General features: G+C 75.0%; 14 protein-coding genes and 1 pseudogene. 4 read left to right on the top strand and 11 right to left on the bottom strand.

All coding sequences use genetic code 11. The features are described from left to right. Positions 1–43 precede the first annotated feature (43 nt). The 6 genes and pseudogenes from folE to dacB form a co-directional block, all read right to left on the bottom strand. Positions 44–640 carry a GTP cyclohydrolase I FolE gene (folE, locus tag D459_RS0111900; RefSeq protein ID WP_017593236.1) on the bottom strand — a complete coding sequence of 199 codons (597 nt, stop codon included), beginning with the start codon at positions 638–640 and terminating at the stop codon, positions 44–46. Next, complete coding sequence (ftsH, locus tag D459_RS0111895; protein ID WP_026120306.1) at positions 637–2694, bottom strand: ATP-dependent zinc metalloprotease FtsH; 2058 nt, start codon at positions 2692–2694, stop codon at positions 637–639. The genes folE and ftsH overlap by 4 nt, the downstream gene beginning before the upstream one ends. A gap of 250 nt (positions 2695–2944) precedes the next feature. Then, on the bottom strand, positions 2945–3496 hold the full coding sequence (gene hpt, locus D459_RS0111890; protein WP_017593234.1) for a hypoxanthine phosphoribosyltransferase: 552 nt from the start codon (positions 3494–3496) through the stop codon (positions 2945–2947). 248 nt (positions 3497–3744) lie between these two features. Beyond that, a complete protein-coding gene (tilS, locus tag D459_RS0111885; RefSeq protein ID WP_017593233.1) occupies positions 3745–4716 on the bottom strand; it encodes a tRNA lysidine(34) synthetase TilS in 972 nt (323 codons plus the stop codon). A 245-nt stretch (positions 4717–4961) separates the two neighbouring features. Further along, positions 4962–6038, bottom strand: a pseudogene (locus D459_RS31470) (zinc-dependent metalloprotease); the annotation flags it as partial. Positions 6039–6200: 162 nt separating this feature from the next. After that, on the bottom strand, positions 6201–7541 hold the full coding sequence (dacB, locus tag D459_RS0111875) for a D-alanyl-D-alanine carboxypeptidase/D-alanyl-D-alanine endopeptidase (RefSeq protein ID WP_017593231.1): 1341 nt from the start codon (positions 7539–7541) through the stop codon (positions 6201–6203). Positions 7542–7651: 110 nt separating this feature from the next. Between dacB and D459_RS0111870 the strand changes: the two genes are divergently transcribed. Next, positions 7652–8179: an inorganic diphosphatase gene (locus D459_RS0111870; RefSeq protein WP_017593230.1), complete on the top strand. Its 528-nt coding sequence runs from the start codon at positions 7652–7654 to the stop codon at positions 8177–8179. A gap of 80 nt (positions 8180–8259) precedes the next feature. On the opposite strand, the gene D459_RS0111865 is transcribed toward D459_RS0111870, so the two are convergent. Beyond that, the gene (locus tag D459_RS0111865) at positions 8260–8889 is read right to left on the bottom strand and encodes an RNA polymerase sigma factor (protein ID WP_017593229.1); all 630 of its coding nucleotides are present in this window, start codon (positions 8887–8889) and stop codon (positions 8260–8262) included. A gap of 474 nt (positions 8890–9363) precedes the next feature. Continuing rightward, positions 9364–9966, bottom strand: coding sequence for a hypothetical protein (locus D459_RS0111860; protein ID WP_017593228.1), 603 nt, complete (start codon positions 9964–9966; stop codon positions 9364–9366). Between the two features lie 983 nt (positions 9967–10949). Between D459_RS0111860 and D459_RS0111855 the strand changes: the two genes are divergently transcribed. Then, positions 10950–11510, top strand: coding sequence for a hypothetical protein (locus D459_RS0111855; protein ID WP_017593227.1), 561 nt, complete (start codon positions 10950–10952; stop codon positions 11508–11510). 262 nt (positions 11511–11772) lie between these two features. Here the strand turns inward: D459_RS0111855 and D459_RS0111850 are convergent, their stop codons facing one another. The 3 genes from D459_RS0111850 to D459_RS0111840 form a co-directional block, all read right to left on the bottom strand. Further along, the gene (locus D459_RS0111850) at positions 11773–12159 is read right to left on the bottom strand and encodes a hypothetical protein (RefSeq protein ID WP_017593226.1); all 387 of its coding nucleotides are present in this window, start codon (positions 12157–12159) and stop codon (positions 11773–11775) included. A gap of 52 nt (positions 12160–12211) precedes the next feature. Next, positions 12212–12427, bottom strand: coding sequence for a hypothetical protein (locus tag D459_RS0111845; protein WP_017593225.1), 216 nt, complete (start codon positions 12425–12427; stop codon positions 12212–12214). Between the two features lie 138 nt (positions 12428–12565). After that, positions 12566–13690: a carbohydrate kinase family protein gene (locus D459_RS0111840; RefSeq protein ID WP_017593224.1), complete on the bottom strand. Its 1125-nt coding sequence runs from the start codon at positions 13688–13690 to the stop codon at positions 12566–12568. A gap of 324 nt (positions 13691–14014) precedes the next feature. On the opposite strand from D459_RS0111840, the gene D459_RS0111835 reads away from it, so the two are divergent. Next, a complete protein-coding gene (locus tag D459_RS0111835; RefSeq protein WP_017593223.1) occupies positions 14015–15373 on the top strand; it encodes a family 4 glycosyl hydrolase in 1359 nt (452 codons plus the stop codon). Positions 15374–15401: 28 nt separating this feature from the next. Continuing rightward, the gene (gene mshD, locus D459_RS0111830) at positions 15402–16382 is read left to right on the top strand and encodes a mycothiol synthase (RefSeq protein ID WP_017593222.1); all 981 of its coding nucleotides are present in this window, start codon (positions 15402–15404) and stop codon (positions 16380–16382) included. Positions 16383–16481: the final 99 nt, after the last annotated feature.

Below are 16481 nucleotides of genomic sequence, written 5' to 3'. Positions count from 1 at the left end.
CCCGCGCCGTCGGGGACGGCGCGGGCGCTCGGTGCCTGCGGTGTCAGCCCCGGCCGAGGATGAGGCTCATCGCCTCGGCCCGGGTCCGGTCCCGGTTGCGGAAGTCGCCGCGCACCGCGGAGGTGACGGTCTTCGCGCCGGGCTTGCGCACCCCGCGCATGGTCATGCAGAGGTGCTCGGCCTCGATCACCACGATGACGCCGCGCGGCTCCAGGTGGGTCATGACCGCGTCGGCCACCTGGGAGGTGAGCCGCTCCTGGACCTGCGGGCGGCGGGCGAACACGTCGACCAGCCGGGCCAGCTTGGACAGCCCGGTGATCTGCCCCTTGGCGTTGGGGATGTAGCCGACGTGCGCGCTGCCGTAGAACGGCACCAGGTGGTGCTCGCAGGTGGAGTACAGCTCGATGTCCTTGACCAGCACCATCTCCTCGTGCTGGGCCTCGAACACCGTGGTGAGCACGTCCTCCGGCGTCTGCTGCAGGCCGCTGAACTGCTCGGCGTAGGCGCGGGCCACCCGGGCCGGGGTGTCCTGCAGCCCGTCCCGGTCGGGGTCCTCCCCGACGGCCAGGAGGATCTCCCGGACCGCCTTCTCGATCCGCGCCTGGTCGACGCCGGCCTCCGGCGCCTCCTCAGGGATCAACGGGACTCCTCTCCGCGCTCGCCGTCCGCGCTCTGCTCCCCGGCCTCCCGCTCCGCGTCCGGCGCCTGCCCGGCGTGCTCGCCGGTGTAGCCGCTGCGGCCGTTGGCGGAGGCCAGGCCCTCCACGTCCTGCGGGCCGATCAGCGCCAGCTCCTTGGGCGTCTTGACCGGCGGCTGGGTGGACGGCTGGCGCTTGCCGTAGCCGGTGAACGAGCCGCGGGAGGGCCGCTTGCGCACCGGCGCGAAGATCTCCAGCACCTGCTCCTTGGAGAGGGTCTCCTTGTCCAGCAGGTGCAGCACCAGGTCGTCGAGGACCTCCCGGTACTCGACCAGGACCTCGTAGGCCTCGTCGTGCGCGGACTCGATGAGGCGGCGGACCTCCTCGTCGATGAGCGAGGCGATCTCCTCGGAGTACTCGCGGGCGTGCGACATCTCGCGGCCCAGGAACGGCTCGGTGTTGCCGGAGCCGAACTTGCGGGCGCCCAGCCGCTCGCTCATCCCGTACTCGGTGACCATGTTGCGGGCCAGCGAGGTGGCCTTGTCGATGTCGTTGCTGGCCCCGGTGGTGGGCTCGTGGAAGACCAGCTCCTCGGCGGCGCGGCCGCCGAGCATCATGGCGAGCTGGTCCATCATCTCCGAGCGCGAGGTGAGGAACTTGTCCTCGGTCGGCAGCGACATGGTGTAGCCCAGCGCGCGGCCGCGCGGCAGGATGGTGATCTTGTGCACCGGGTCGGCGTTGGGCAGCGCGTGCCCGACCAGGGCGTGCCCGCCCTCGTGGTAGGCGATGACCTTCTTCTCCGCGTCGCTCATCACCCGGGTCTTGCGCTCCGGGCCGGCCATGACGCGGTCGATGGCCTCCTCCAGGGTGGCCATGTCGATCTGGTTCCGGCCCGCGCGGGCGGAGAGCAGCGCGCCCTCGTTGACCACGTTCTGCAGGTCGGCGCCGGTCATGCCGGGGGTGCGCCGGGCGACCACGTCCAGGTCGACGTCGTCGGCCATCGGCTTGCCCTTGGCGTGCACCTTGAGGATGCCCTTGCGGCCCTCCAGGTCGGGGCGGTCCACCACGATCTGGCGGTCGAACCGGCCCGGGCGGAGCAGCGCCGGGTCGAGGATATCCGGGCGGTTGGTGGCGGCGATCAGGATGACCCCGGTCTTGACGTCGAAGCCGTCCATCTCGACCAGCATCTGGTTGAGCGTCTGCTCGCGCTCGTCGTGGCCGCCGCCCATGCCGGCGCCGCGGTGCCGGCCCACGGCGTCGATCTCGTCGATGAAGATGATCGCCGGGGCGTTCGCCTTGGCCTGCTCGAACAGGTCGCGCACCCGGGAGGCGCCGACGCCGACGAACATCTCCACGAAGTCGGAGCCGGAGATGGAGTAGAACGGCACCCCGGCCTCGCCGGCGACGGCCCGGGCGAGCAGCGTCTTACCGGTTCCGGGCGGGCCGAACAGCAGCACGCCCTTGGGGATCTTGGCGCCCATCGCCTGGAACTTCGACGGGGTCTGCAGGAAGTCCTTGATCTCCTGCAGCTCCTCGATGGCCTCGTCGGCCCCGGCGACGTCGGCGAAGGTGGCCTTGGGCGTGTCCTTGCTGATCAGCTTCGCCTTGGACTTGCCGAAGTTCATCACCCGGGAGCCGCCGCCCTGCATCTGGTTCATGATGAACAGGAAGATGGCGATGATGATGATCAGCGGGAGGAAGCTGAACAGGAGCGAGGCGAAGATGCTCTCCTGCGGCACCTCGACGTCGTAGGACTTGAGGTTGCCGTCCTGCTCCAGCTCGGCGAGCTGAGCGGCGATCTGGTCGCCCTGGCCGTCGACCCAGTAGGCCTCGTAGACCTTGCCGTCGGTCGTGCTCAGCTCGATCCGCTGTTCCTTGTCGACCAGCTTGGCGTTCTCGACCTGGTCCTTCTCGATGACCTCAAGGGCCTTCGAGGTGTCGACCTTTTCCGGACCGGAACCGCCGCCGAGGCCGGTGAACTGGAAAACGGCGAAGAGTATGAGACCGATGGCCAGAATCCACAGCCACGGCCCGCGGTACAAGCGCTTGAGATTCATCTATACGGAACCCCGCTGGGTCCGTCCCTCCTGACCAGGCGGCCTCTGCCCCGACACGGCATTGCGGGCACCGGGCCGGAAACGGGACCTATCGGACACGTAATTCCCCATGTTGATGCCGGGATAATCGACGGTACACCCCGCTTCTCGCCGACCGCACTGGCGAGTCCGGACGCGGTGTTCGGCACTCGACCGTCAAGAGGGCAACGCCTCCGCCGCCCCCGATTGTTCCCGGTGCCCCGATCCCCCGTCAGGCGTGGACGTGCGGCGCGAGCGTGCCGATGAACGGCAGGTTCCGGTACTTCTCCGCGTAGTCCAGGCCGTACCCGACGATGAACTCGTTGGGCAGGTCGAACCCGATGTACTTGACGTCCAGGTCGACGTCGAAGGCCAGCGGCTTGCGCACCATGGTGCACACCTCCACCGACGCCGGGCCGCGCGACCGCAGGTTGCCCACCAGCCAGGAGAGGGTCAGCCCGGAGTCGATCACGTCCTCCACGATGAGCACGTGCCGGTCCTTGAGGTCGGCGTCCAGGTCCTTGAGGATCCGCACGACCCCCGAGGACGTGGTGCCCGCGCCGTAGGACGACACCGCCATCCAGTCCATCTCCGCCGGGTGGTGCAGCTCCCGGGCGAGGTCGGCCATGACCATGACCGCCCCCTTCAGAACCCCGACGAGCAGCAGGTCCTTCCCGGCGTAGTCGGCGTCGATCTCCGCCGCCAGCTCCCGCAGGCGGGCTTTGATCTGCTCCTCGGTGACCAGGACCTTCTCCAGGTCGTCACCCATGTCCTTGGCGTCCACGCTTCTCGGCCCTCGCTGCTCGGCTCGCGATCCATCGGAACCCAACCAGGATAAAGGCGCCGGAACCCCCCGCGACGCCCCCGACATACGCGGAACCCGGCGGTGACCACGGCGGATGCGCCCGGTCGCGCTCGGTGACCGCCCGCCCCGCGCTGGTCTCGGCGCTGCGGGGGCGGCAGAGCGCTCCGATGGGGCCGCAGCGTTGAGACCATCGGGGCAGGGGCGGGGCGCGGAGGCGCGTGGAGGCGTCAGCGGCCGATCCGCACCGCGCCGCCCTCGCGCCGGCCGCGCAGGCCGCCGGGCAGGTCGACGTGGGCCTGCCCACGCCACTCGGTGACCAGCCGCTCCAGCTCGGCGACGTGCCCCGCGTTCAGCGCGCCCGCCGGCGCCCCCGCGTCCAGCGCGGCGCGGCGCAGCACCCGGGTGCGCACCGCGCGCGGCAGCCCGGCCAGCGCCCCGGCGTCCAGCAGGCCCGGCCCCGGCGCGGCCTCGGCGGCGGCCCGCCCGGCCCACTCGTCCAGCGCGTCGGCGTCGTCCCGGAGCAGCCCGGCGGTGCGGGCCAGCGCCTCGGCGACGCCGGGGCCGAGCACCCGCTCCAGGGCGGGCAGCGCCTCGTGCCGGACCCGGGACCGGGCGTAGGCCGGGTCGGCGTTGTGCGGGTCCTCCCAGTGCTCCAGCCCCATCGCCGCGCACGCCGCGCGGACCCGCTCCCGCCCCAGGCCGAGGAGGGGGCGCAGGTAGCGGCCGGAGCACGGGGCCATCCCGGACAGCGAGCGGGCCCCGGAGCCGCGGGCCAGCCCGAGCAGGACCGTCTCCGCCTGGTCGTCCCTGGTGTGCCCGAGCAGCACCGCGGCGGCGCCCAGCCGGTCGGCCCGGTCGTCCAGCGCGGCGTAGCGGGCGGTCCGGGCGGCCGCCTCCGGTCCGCCGGAGCGGCCCACCTCGACGGCGACCGAGACCGCCGGGTCCAGGCCGAGGCCGCGCATCGCGGCGGCGGTCCGCTCGGCGCGCTCCGCGGACCCCGGCTGCAGCCCGTGGTCGACGGTGACCCCGCCGACCCGCAGCCCCATCCGGGGCGCGGCGAACGCGGCCGCGCCGGCCAGTGCCAGCGAGTCGGCGCCGCCGCTGCAGGCGACCAGGACCAGGGAGCCGGCGGGCAGTCCGGACAGCGCCCGGCGCACCGCCCGCCGGACGTCGGCGACCGGCGGCGGTGGACCGGTCACGCGCCCTCTGCGGTGCCCCGCGGCGGGGCGTCGTCCGTGCCGTCCCCGGTGTCCGCGGTGTCCGCAGTGTCCGCGGCGCCCTTCGGCGGAGCCGCGTCGCCGGCGTCCGCCGCCGGGGCGGCCTCTTCCGCCGCCGGGGCGTCGCCGTCCTTCGCCGGAACCGCGTCGTCCGATGCCGGAGCGGTGTCGTCCGAGGCCGGAGCGGTGCCGCCCCCCTTCACCGCGGCGGCCTCCGCGCCCGGGGCGAGGGCGGCCGGGCGGACCACCCGGGCGATCCAGGCGTCGGGGTCGCGGATCTCGGCGAGGGTGGGCAGGGTCTCCGGGGACTCCCAGACCCGGTTGAAGTCGGCCATGCCGACCTGCGCGACGACCTTGCGGACGAACGCCGCGCCCTCCTCGTACTGCTTCATCTTGAGGTCGAGGCCGAGCAGCTGCCGGATGATCCGGTCGATCCGGTTGGCACCCTCGCGGCGGCGCTGGAACCGGCGGCGGATCTCCGCGACCGAGGGCACCACCCCGGGGCCGACCGCGTCCATCACGTAGTCGCCGTGCCCCTCGGCGAGCGACATGACCGCGGTGATGCGGTCCATGATCTCGCTCTGCTGCTCGCTCTGGAACGCCTGCAGCAGGCTGCCCTCGCCGCCCCGGACCACCTCGGCGACGGCCTCCCCGGCGGCGCGCAGCCGGTCCAGGAACGCGGCCGCGTCCATGTCGGAGGAGAGCAGCATCTCCTGCATCAGCCCCTGCACGTGGCCGCGGAGCCAGGTGCTGGAGCTGAACTGCATCCGGTGCGTCTCCTCGTGCAGGCAGACCCAGAGCCGGAAGTCCCGCGGGTCCACGTCGAGCTCGCGCTCGGCCTGCACGATGTTGGGCGCCACCAGGGTGAGCCGGCCGGTCGGCGCGTTGCCGTCCGGGTCCGGCGGCAGGAAGAGCTCGTACTGGCCGAGCACCCGCCCCGCCAGGTAGGAGAGGACCGCGCCCAGCTGCGCACCGGTGATGCGCGAGCCGACCGCGGTGGTGATGGACCCGGCGGCGCCGGCGCCCGCGGCGATCCGCTGCGCCCCGAGCCGGTCCAGGATGGGCTCCAGGACCACGCGGAACCCGTCCACGTTGGCCCTGATCCAGCCGGGGCGGTCGACGATGACCGCCGGCCCGGCCGGTTCGAGGAGGGTCATTCCGGTGAAGTCCTGCACGTGCCCCTGAGCGGCCACCGACAGCTCTCGCAGCTGGGCGACGGCCTGCCGGGCATCGGCCAGGTCCACTTGGGGGCCGGGGCGCGCGAGGCGGATCCCGGTGTTGACGGCTACGTCCCAGTCGATCACAGTCACGCCCTCACCGTACCCACGCGTACCCCGGCGGAGGCGGGACCGCGCCGATTTTCCGGGTTTCCTCAGGGTTCGTCAGGGTCCGGGGGCCGGCCCGGGCGCGGCGGCGCCGCCGGAACCGCCGCTCCGACCAGGGCCGGACGGGACCGGGCGGCCGGGTCAGGCGCAGCCGCAGCCGGCCACCTCGGCGGCCAGGGTGTCCAGCAGCTCCCCGGTGGCCTCCTCGTCGTTGGCCATGAAGACGAAGTCCAGCAGCCGCCCGTCGGTGTCGCGGATGGTGCCGGCGAGGGTGCTCACGCCGTTCAGCGTGCCGGTCTTGGCGCGGACCACCCCGGCGCCCTCCCCGGACTCCCCGTCCGGGCCGTACCGGTAGGCGAGGGTGCCGGTGAAGTGGGCGGTGGGCAGGCCGCTGATGGTGAAGCTCCGGTCCGGGTGCTCCGGGTCGCCCGCCAGCCGCAGCATCGTGCCCAGGGCCCGCGGCGAGATGCGGTTGTTCACCGACAGCCCGCTGCCGTCCTCCACGTGCACGTCCTCGACGCCGAGCCGGCCGAGCACCGCCTGCATGGCCGCGGCGCCGCCCTCGAAGGACGGCTCCTCGCCCTCGGCCAGGGCGACCTGGCGGGCCAGCGCCTCGGCGATGTTGTTGTCGCTGGCCAGCATCATCCGCTCGACCAGCGCGGACATCGGGGAGGAGGCGACCGTGGCGGCCTTCTCCGCCCCGTCCGGGGCCTGCTTCGGCTCCGGGTCGCCCTCGACCTGCACGCCCTCCTCGCGGAGCAGGTCGGCGAAGGCCTCCGCGGCGGTGCGCGGCGGGTCGCCCACCCGCTCGCTGTAGTTTTCGTCCTTGTTCACCCGGCCGCCGTCGAGCATGAGGGCGTGCACCGGGGCGACGCTGCCCTCGTAGACGTAGTTCTCCTTCCACCCGGGGCCGGTGTCCGGGCCGGGGTAGAGCGAGTCGTCGTAGCCCAGCTCGACCGAGTCCACGCCGGCCTCCTCCAGGGCGGCGGCGGTCCGCTCGGCGAGCAGGGTCAGCGTCGCGGGCACCGGGTAGTCGTCCGGGCCGGCCTCGGCGGTCAGCGTCGGGTCGCCGCCGCCGACCAGGATCAGCCGGCCGTCGCCGTCCAGCACGGCGTCGGTGTGCAGCCGCTTCTCCGGGCCGGTGGACTCCAGAACGGCCAGCGCGGTGGCGATCTTGGTGGTCGAGGCGGGGGTGAACGCCTTGTCCGCGTCGCGCTCGTAGAGCGGCTCGCCCGTCGTGCCGTCCGCCACATACCCGGAGAGCCCGTCACCCAGACCGGTGTCCGACATGCGATCATCGAGCTGATCCGCCAGGCGGTCGGGGTCGATCGGCTTCGCGTCCGGAAGCTCCGCCTCCGCCTTCTCCTCCGCGAGCGCGACAGGATAAGGCAGGGGCTCCCCGGGGCGGGACTCGATCACGTCCAGCGAGGTGAAGCCCGCCGCCAGCACGAATATGTTGAGCATGGCCAAGGCCAGGAGCATCCGGACCCGTTTCGTCCGCACCCCGCCACCCGCCTTCCTCCTGGCTCTGCCACAGCGAGACTTTTGCAGATGAAGCGACACTAGTCGTCGTAAGGGAAGCCGAGAACAGCATGGAATTCGACGTCACCATCGAGATCCCCAAGGGCGAGCGCAACAAGTATGAGATGGATCACGAGACGGGCCGGATCCGTCTCGACCGCATGCTGTTCACCTCGACCAGTTACCCCGCAGACTACGGCTTCATCGAGGGCACCCTCGGTGACGACGGCGACCCGCTGGACGCCCTGGTCCTGCTCAAGCAGCCGACCTTCCCGGGGTGCCTGATCCGCTGCCGCGCCATCGGCATGTTCCGGATGCGCGACGAGGCCGGCGGCGACGACAAGCTGCTCTGCGTGCCCGCCACGGACCCGCGGATGGAGCACCTCCGTGACATTCACCACGTGAACGAGTTCGAGCGGCTGGAGATCGAGCACTTCTTCACCGTCTACAAGGACCTTGAGCCCGGCAAGTCGGTCGAGGGCGCCACCTGGGGCGGCCGGCACGACGCCGAGCAGGAGGTCATCGCCTCGGTGAAGCGCGCCGAGGAGGCGGGCGTGCACGGCGACCGCTCGCACATCTCCCTGGGCGGCGAGGAGTAGGCCGACCCCGGATTCCGGCGGGGCCCGGTGCGCCGAGCGCGCACCGGGCCCCGCCGCGTTCCGCCCCGCCGCGGCCGGGGTCAGCGCTGCAGCGAGACCGAGGGCAGGCCGCTCCAGGACGGCGGCTCCTCCGGGCCGGTGCGGGTGAAGACGTAGACCGCCAGCATCACCAGGAGCAGCGCGCAGGCCGCGACGGCCGCCGCGGGCAGCAGCGTGCGCAGCAGGCCGGGCCGGCCGCGCTCCGGCGCGGGCAGCGGGAAGCCGTCCCGGTCGAACCCGGCGGCCCGGACCGCGACGTGCTCCCGGTGCCCCTCCAGGTCGGGGCCGACCAGCCCGCTGAGCACCCGGAGCCTGACCCCGACCGGGCACTTCTCCGGGGCCCGCATCTCGGATGCGCAGGGCTGCGGGACGGCCGCCGCGGATTCCGCGCCCCGGTCGGCGCCGTTCGGCGGCAGGTGGTGCTCGCACTCGGCCCGGGCGATGGCCGCGAGCCATTCCCGCAGGCGGCCGGAATCGGCCAGGCGGTGGATGTGCGCGCCGGCGACGATGAAGGTGTCGCGCAGGACCGCCTGGGCCTTGTCGGGGTCGTCGAGCCGGCGCAGGCAGAGGCGGTAGAGCTCGTCCCCGTAGGCGTCGTAGAGGCGTTCGTAGGCCAGGGTCGGGCACGGGCGGCTGGATCGCAGGGCGAGGGCAAGGTCCCGGTCCATCATGTGACAAGAATCTACGGTCATCGGGTGAGGAACGGGAGTCTTTCCCCGAAATACACCGCGAACGCCCGTCTTGCACTCACTTCACACGCTTCGGGCGTGGCGCGATTCCGGATCGACGGCCCCTCCCCGACGCCCGCCCGGCATCCGGGACGATGCCCCCTATTACTTTCGGTAACACCCTTTCGACCTGCCGTTCCCATCCCGGAGACGCACACCGCGGCCCCGCCCCCGATCGGAGCACCCGGCTCCCGGCCCGGAGCGCACCGCGGAATCCGCACCCGCCCCCGCGGCGCCCTTCCCGCAGAGGGCGCCCGCAGGGCCGGGACACCGACCGGCCCGCCGCGCCGCGCGTCCGCGCCGCCTGCCGCGGCAGGGGCGCGCCGACCGGGAGAGCGGGCGCGCTTCCCGGCCGCGCCTCCGGCCACCGGCCGTCCGCCCGGGCCGGCCTCCCGCCGAGCGGGGCCGGGGCGCCGGTCAGCGCCGGGCGAGGGCCCGGCGGGCGGCCGCGGTCAGCGCGTCCACCTCGGCGGGCTCCAGTGACTCCGGGCGGTCCAGGATGAACCGGAGCACCGCGCGGGGGCGGGCGATCACCGCCCGGTCGGCGCGCATCACCGGCTCGGGCAGGCGGCCGGAGACCGCGATCACCGGGACGACCGCGGGCTCCGGAAGTCCGCGGGCGCGCGCGGTCCCGGCCAGCAGCCGCTCCACCCGGGCGGCCGCCGCCGCGAGCCGGTCCACCACCCGCTCGGCCGGGCGGTCGCCGATCCGCCACCCGCCCTCCGCGCGCGACACCGCGTTCCGGGCGGCCCGGCTCTCCAGCAGGAACACCCCGCCCGGGCCGATCAGCACGTGCCGGCCGGCCGGATCGGCGGCCAGCCGGTAGCCGTGCCGCTGGAGCGTGCGCAGCAGCCGGCCCCGCCCCCAGGGGGCCGGGATGTGCGCGGCGGAACCGCCGAGGAGCAGGTAGCTGACCACCACCAGACCGGCCACCAGCAGCCCGGCCCGCCAGCCGAGGAAGCCGGCGGCCATCACCCCGGCCGCTGCGGCGATCGCGGCCCGGACCGCGAACCGCACCACGGCTCCGGCGCGCCCCTCCCCGAGCGCACCGGTCCCCCTCCCGGCGGCATCACCGGGACGGATCGGCCCTCCGTCCGCCAACGCGCACCGCACTTTCGCTTGTTTCGGTCACGCCAACCCACCCGCGATCTCCTTCATGGCATCACCGAAACGCGGCGCCCCGCAACGGCTTCACCGGAAAACCGGTGGTTCTCCCATGGGGGCACGACCGATCCCCCCGACGGCCATCCCGCCCATTTCCATCCCGACCTGGACCGATAACCCGCACCGACGGTCACCTCCCGATTCCGTGCCCCTGGTCTTCCGCCCTCTCCCGACACGCCGGACGGCCACGGGCGGCGCCTTCTCCCGTCCGCGCACCCGCCGCACGGCCCATGAGCAGCGCACCGGGCGGACCGCGCAGAGGTCCGGCGGCCCGAGGCCCCGGCCGCTTCGCCCGGCGGGCGCTTCGGCCCGTATCGGCGCCCGCGCGCCCGCCGGCGCGGCCGGATCCGAGCAGGGCGGCCGCGGCCGGCGGCGGCGGTGGCCCGCTGACCGGCGGCGCCGCTCGGCGCGGGCGGAATGCCCGGAAGGCCCGGGGATGCGGCGGGCGACGTGACGGAGGCGACTCCCCGGTTCCGCCGAACTCCTTGACAGGGCGCCCCGGCGTTGGTGTCCTTGACCCCATGCACCCGCGTACGCAGCCGATTCGACCGGTCATGGCCGGCCGCGCCTCCGCGGCCCTTCGCCGTACGGCCGCCGTGTCGTGTCCGCTGCCGTGTACGCGCCCTTCGTGTTGCTGAGCGCGCGTTCCCTTCCGCAGTGACGCCTGAGCATTCCGCTCTTCTCCCGCGCTGACCGCCGTGTCCGCCGGCCGACGCCGGCGCCCGGTCCCCGCGCACCCTTCGGAGGCCGCCGAGGCCGTTCCCGGCCCGTTTCCGCGCCCGCGGCAGTGCCGCCTCCGCCCCGCAGCCCGCACACGTTGGATCCGAGGACTCGCACCGGTGTCGAACCGAACCACCGCCTCCGCACTCCGCACCCCGACCGCCCGCCACGCTCCGTCGCACTCCGAGCGCACCCCGCAGCACGGCCCCGCCCCTTCCGGCCTGGACGGGATCGGCGACATCGTCGATGCCGGCCGCCCTTCCGGCTACGCCCACCTGGCCGCCGCGCCGCGCACCGCGCCCACCGCGGGCCGGCTGGCCGCGGCCGCGGACTCCGCGGCCGACGCGCTCCGCCGGACCCCCGCGCCCGCGGACCGCTCCGGGCACTGGCGCCCCGCGCCGCGCCCGGTCCGGCGCGGCGCCTCCGGCCGGATGCGGATCAGCAGCGCGACCCTCGCGCCCGACGGCTCCACCGCGCTCCCGCCGGCCCCCTCCGGCTCGGCGACCGCGCTCCGCCTGGTCTCCGGCCGGGCCCACGTGCTCTCCGCCGGCCCCGGCGGCGAGCTCCGCTCGGTCCGCGAACTGCTCCCCGGGCGGACCCTGCTGCTCGCCGCGGGCACCGGGAACTGGCTGGTCAACACCGGTGCCGAGGCGGCGGTGGCGGTCCGCGCCACGGCGTAGCCGCACCAAGGGCCGAGGACGCCCCGCCGCGGCGGGAACGCCTCCCGGGGCGGCCGGTCCGCGCTCTCCGGACCGCGCCCGCACCGGACGGGGCACGCGGCCGCACCTCGGAGCAGCAGCCGGGCCCGTCGCCGCCGGGGTCGAGGAAGGCGAAGTGGTCGACCGCCTCCGGGACGTGCCCGAGCGGCCCGGCCCCGATGCCCAGGCCGACCGGGCGGTCCCGCTCGGCGGCGGCACCGCGGACGCAGATTCCCGGCGGGATTCAGAAATCGGCCGCTGCGGCGCGGCCGCCGCGGGACTGGGAGCGGAGCGCCTCGTCCACCGCCTCGACCTCGCGGAGCAGGGCGGACAGCCGCCGCCCCTCCTCCATGTAGGCCTGCATGACCTGGTCCAGCGCGTGCGGGGCGAGGTGGTCGCGCAGATCGACCCGGGCGGTGCGGTAGCCCTCGCGGGCGGCCTCCAGGCAGGCGGCGACGTGCCGCACGGCGAGCCGGGAGAGCGCCACCGGATGGCGGCGGAGCACGCCGTGCAGCCGGTAGTCGGCGGGGACGTGGTCGAACAGCCACGTCACGGCGGTCTCCTCGAAGGACTCCGCTCCCGGCGGGTGGACGCCCGCCGGCCATTCCGCGGGCACATGCTGGTCGGGCATGCCCCGAAGCATACCCGACCGACTAGAACACGTGTTCGACCGACCCCGGCGGTCAGCCGCCGGCGCCCTTGGCCTCCTCGGCCTCCTCCGCCTTCCGGCGCTCCTCCAGTGCGACCCTGATCGCGTGCTCCGCCGCGTCCACGGCGGCCCGCGCGGTGATGGCGTTGGTGTGCGACCGCTCCAGGTCCTCCAGCGCGATGCAGTCGAACGACACCCGCGCATCATGGATCGCCGCTTCAAGCTGGCGCTGCGCTTCCTCCAGGCTCATTCGGCACTCCCCTTCCCAGAGACGACAGGCCGTCGCGGGGCGCGCCCCGCGCTCCCCTGCTCCCTACCCGCCGCACCGGGCCCCATGTTTCCCCGGTGCACCGCGGCCCCGCTCCGCCCGCTCCCGGGCCCCGCGGGGTCAGGTGCGCAGGCCGATGGTGGCGCTGGCCCGGCGGCGGTCGGTCGGCCGCCACGGCATCGGCACCAGGCCGTCGAGGAACTCGTAGTCGGCGCCCAGGCCGGCCCGGCCCGCCTCGGCCCTGGTCCGCACCCACCACGAGGCGATGTCGGCCCAGCCCGGTGCGGCCAGCGACCCGCCGGTGTGCTGCACCGACAGCGCCGCGCACAGGTTGGCGAAGCGCAGCCGGCGGCGCAGCGGCCAGCCGGCCAGCGTGCCCACGATGAACGCCGCGCCGAACACGTCGCCGGCGCCGGTGGTGTCCACCGCCTCCAGCACCACGCCCTCCGCCTCGGCGCTCTCCCCGGTGAGCTGGTCCACCGCGATGGCGCCGCGCGGCCCGTCGGTGACCACCGCGATCGGCACCCGCTCGGCCAGCGCGGACAGCGCCGACGCGGGGCTGCCGGTGCGGGTGTAGGACATCGCCTCGATGGCGTTGGGCATGAAGGCGTGGCAGTGGCCGAGCTGCTCCAGCACCGCCCCGGACCAGGTCTCGCTGTCGTCCCAGCCGACGTCGGCGAAGAGCTTCGCACCGCCCTCGGCCTGGCGCACCGCCCAGTCCGGCATCGGCTGGTCCGGGTGCAGGCCGACGAAGGCCGCGCGGGCCTGCGGCAGCTTCGCCGCCATGCCGTCCAGCGGCTCGGGCGGCGGGTGCTCGTGGGTGACCATCCCGCGGTCGCCCTTCCAGGCGAGCGAGACGGTGAACGGCGAGTGCCAGTCCGGGAAGCGCCGGGACGCCGACAGGTCCACCATCTCCTGGCGCTCCAGCGTCTCCCAGGAGAAGTCGCCGTAGACGTCCTCGCCGAACGCCGCGGCGACCGCGGTGCGCAGCCCCAGCCGGGAGGCGGCCACCGCCATGTTGGCCACCCCGCCCGGGCAGGACCCCATCCCGTCCGCGCCGACCTCGGTGCCGGGCGCCGGCGGCGCGGCCAGCCCGGTGAGCACGATGTCGAAGAAGACCGTGCCGCTGAGGGCGAGGTCGACCGCAGGACCGCAGCACCCCTCCCCGGCGCGCTCCTCTGCGAGTACGTCCGCGGGCTCCCCGACCAGTGGCGCGGACTCCAGTGCGCGCATCCGGTCCTCCATCAGCGTCCTCCTCCCCCTGGCCGACCTGCGGCCGTCCGCCGCGCTCCCGTCTCAGGGTGCGTTCTTGAAGGCTACGCAACCACCTCTGATCCCGCCCGTCGCCCACCCCCACCCTCAACCGAAGCCCTCCGGGCCCTCCTTCCCGCCCGTCGCCCACCCCCACCCTCAACCGAAGCCCTCCGGGCCCTCCTTCTCGCCCGTCGCCCACCCCCACCCCCAACCGAAGCCCTTCAGATCACCGTCTCTCCCGAGCACCGACCCGCTCGGCGGGTCCGCGAGTAGCGTGGGAGCCGGCGGAGCGGAAGGCGGCCGGAAAGGGCGGGCATGATGCGGCTGACGATCCTCGGCGGGGGCGGGTTCCGGGTGCCGCTGGTGCACCGGGCGCTGCTGGACGACGCGGCCCGGGGCGACGCGGTCATCGACGAGCTGGTGCTGCACGACACCGACCCGTCCCGGGTGCGCGCGATCGAGGCGGTGCTGGCCGCGCAGGCGGAGCGGTCCCCGGCGGTGCTTCCGGTCCGCGCCGAGCCGGACCGGCGCACCGCTCTGCGCGGGGCCGGGATGGTCTTCTCCGCGATGCGGGTCGGCGGCCTGCCCGGCCGGGCGCTCGACGAGCGGGTGGCGCTGGAGGCCGGCGTCATCGGCCAGGAGACGGTCGGCGCCGGCGGGATCTCCTACGGGCTGCGCACCCTGCCGGTGGCGCTGGCCGCCGCCCTGGACATCGCCGAGGTCGCGCCGGAGGCCTGGACGGTGAACTTCACCAACCCCGCCGGGCTGGTCACCGAGGCGATGGCCGGCGTGCTGGGCGAGCGGGTGCTCGGCATCTGCGACTCCCCGGTGGGGCTGGGCCGGCGCGCCGCGCGCGCCCTCGGCCTGGACCCGGCGCGGGTGCGGGTGGACTACGCGGGCCTGAACCACCTGGGCTGGGTGCGCGGGCTGCACGCCGGCGGCCGGGACCGGCTGGCCGACCTGCTCGCCGACGACGGGGCGCTGGCCTCGTTCGAGGAGGGGCGGCTGTTCGGCACCGAGTGGCTGCGCGCGATCGGCGCGCTGCCCAACGAGTACCTGCACTACTACTACATGTCCCGGGAGGCGCTGGCCGCCGCCGCGCGGGCGGAGCGGACCCGCGGCGAGCAGATCATCGGGCAGCAGGCCGGGTTCTACGCCGAGGCCGCCGCCGACCCCGCGGCCGCCGGGGAGATGTGGGAGCGGGCCCGGCTGGCCCGCGAGGAGAGCTACATGGCGGACAACCGGCGCGCCGCGGGCGGGTTCCGGCGCGACGCCGCCGACCTGGCCGGGGGCGGCTACGAGGAGGTCGCCCTGGCGGTGATGCGCGCCATCGCCCGGGACGAGCCGGCCCGGCTCATCGTGAACACCGCCGGGCGCGGGGCGCTGCCCGGCGTCGACCCCGGCGCGGTGGTCGAGCTGCCCTGCACGGTGGACGCCTCCGGCGCCCGCCCGGAGCCGGCCGCGCCGCTCGCCCCTCACCAGATCGCCCTGGTGCTGGCGGTCAAGTCGGTGGAGCGCGACGTGATCGAGGCGGTGCGCACCGGTTCGCGGACCCCGGCGCTGCGCGCGCTGGCCACCCACCCGCTGGTCGACTCGGTGTCGACCGCGCGCGTCCTGCTGGCGGAATATCTCAAGGCGTTCCCGGAGCTGGAGCAGGTGCTGCCGCATCCGTGAGCGGCCGCAGCGACGACGAGGAGTGGGCATGGACGACGTGCTGGTCAGGACGGAGCTGGAGACCGGGGAGGCGGAGCGGGTGCTCGCGCTCGCCGAGGAGGCCCGCACGCTGGACGGCGCCGAGGCGCTCTCCGAGCAGAGCCTGCTGCGGGTCCGGCACGGCTCCGAGGGCGGCACGGCCCGGTTCCACCTGCGCTACGAGGAGGGGGTGCTGGCCGGGTTCGCCCTGGCCGAGCGGTCCGGCGGCGAGCCGGACTCCGCGGAGCTGGTGGTGGCGCCGGGCCGGCGCCGGCGCGGGCACGGCACCGCGCTGGTCCGGTCGCTGCTCCGCGACGCGAGCATGCCGGCGCCCGGGGAGGGCGTCCCCGGGGGAGGGCCCGGGCTGCGGGTGTGGGCGCACGGGCGGCTGCCGGCCGCCGCGGGCATGGCCGAGGCGCTGGGCTGGCGGCAGGTGCGCGGCCTGCTGAAGATGCGGATGGCGCTGCGCGGCGCGGACGGCGCCCCGGTGGAGCTGCCCGAGGCGGCCCCGTCGGCGAAGGTCGCCGAGGCGCTCTCGGTGCGCGCCTTCCGGGTCGGCGCGGACGAGGAGGCCTGGCTGCGGACCAACGCCGCGGCCTTCGCCGACCACCCCGAGCAGGGCGGGGTGACCCTCTCCGACCTGCGGCAGCGCGAGGCCGAGCCGTGGTTCGACCCGGAGGGCTTCTTCGTCGCCGAGGAGCGCGGCGGCGCACTGGCCGGGTTCCACTGGACCAAGGTGCACGCCGACGGCGCCGGCCTGACCGACGGGGAGCCGGTGGGCGAGGTCTACGTGGTGGGCGTGCACCCGTCCTGGCAGGGCACCGGCCTGGGCCGGCTGCTCACCCTGGCCGGGATCCGGCACCTGCGCGACCGGGGCCTGCCCTGGGTGCTGCTCTACGTGGACGAGGAGAACCGCGCCGCGGTCCGGCTGTACGAGTCCCTCGGCTTCGAGGTCTGGGACGCCGACGTGATGTACGCCCCGACCGCCTGACGGCGGGCTCCGGCGGGCGGGCGCGGGGCGGGCCCGCCCGCCGGCGGCCCGTCGCGGTGGTTCCGGTCCGACTGGAAGAGGGGAAGCGACCCTTCTGTT

This window comes from Nocardiopsis potens DSM 45234 (genome assembly GCF_000341105.1).
Classification (GTDB): domain Bacteria; phylum Actinomycetota; class Actinomycetes; order Streptosporangiales; family Streptosporangiaceae; genus Nocardiopsis_A; species Nocardiopsis_A potens.
This window is presented reverse-complemented; position numbering and strand designations above follow the sequence as displayed.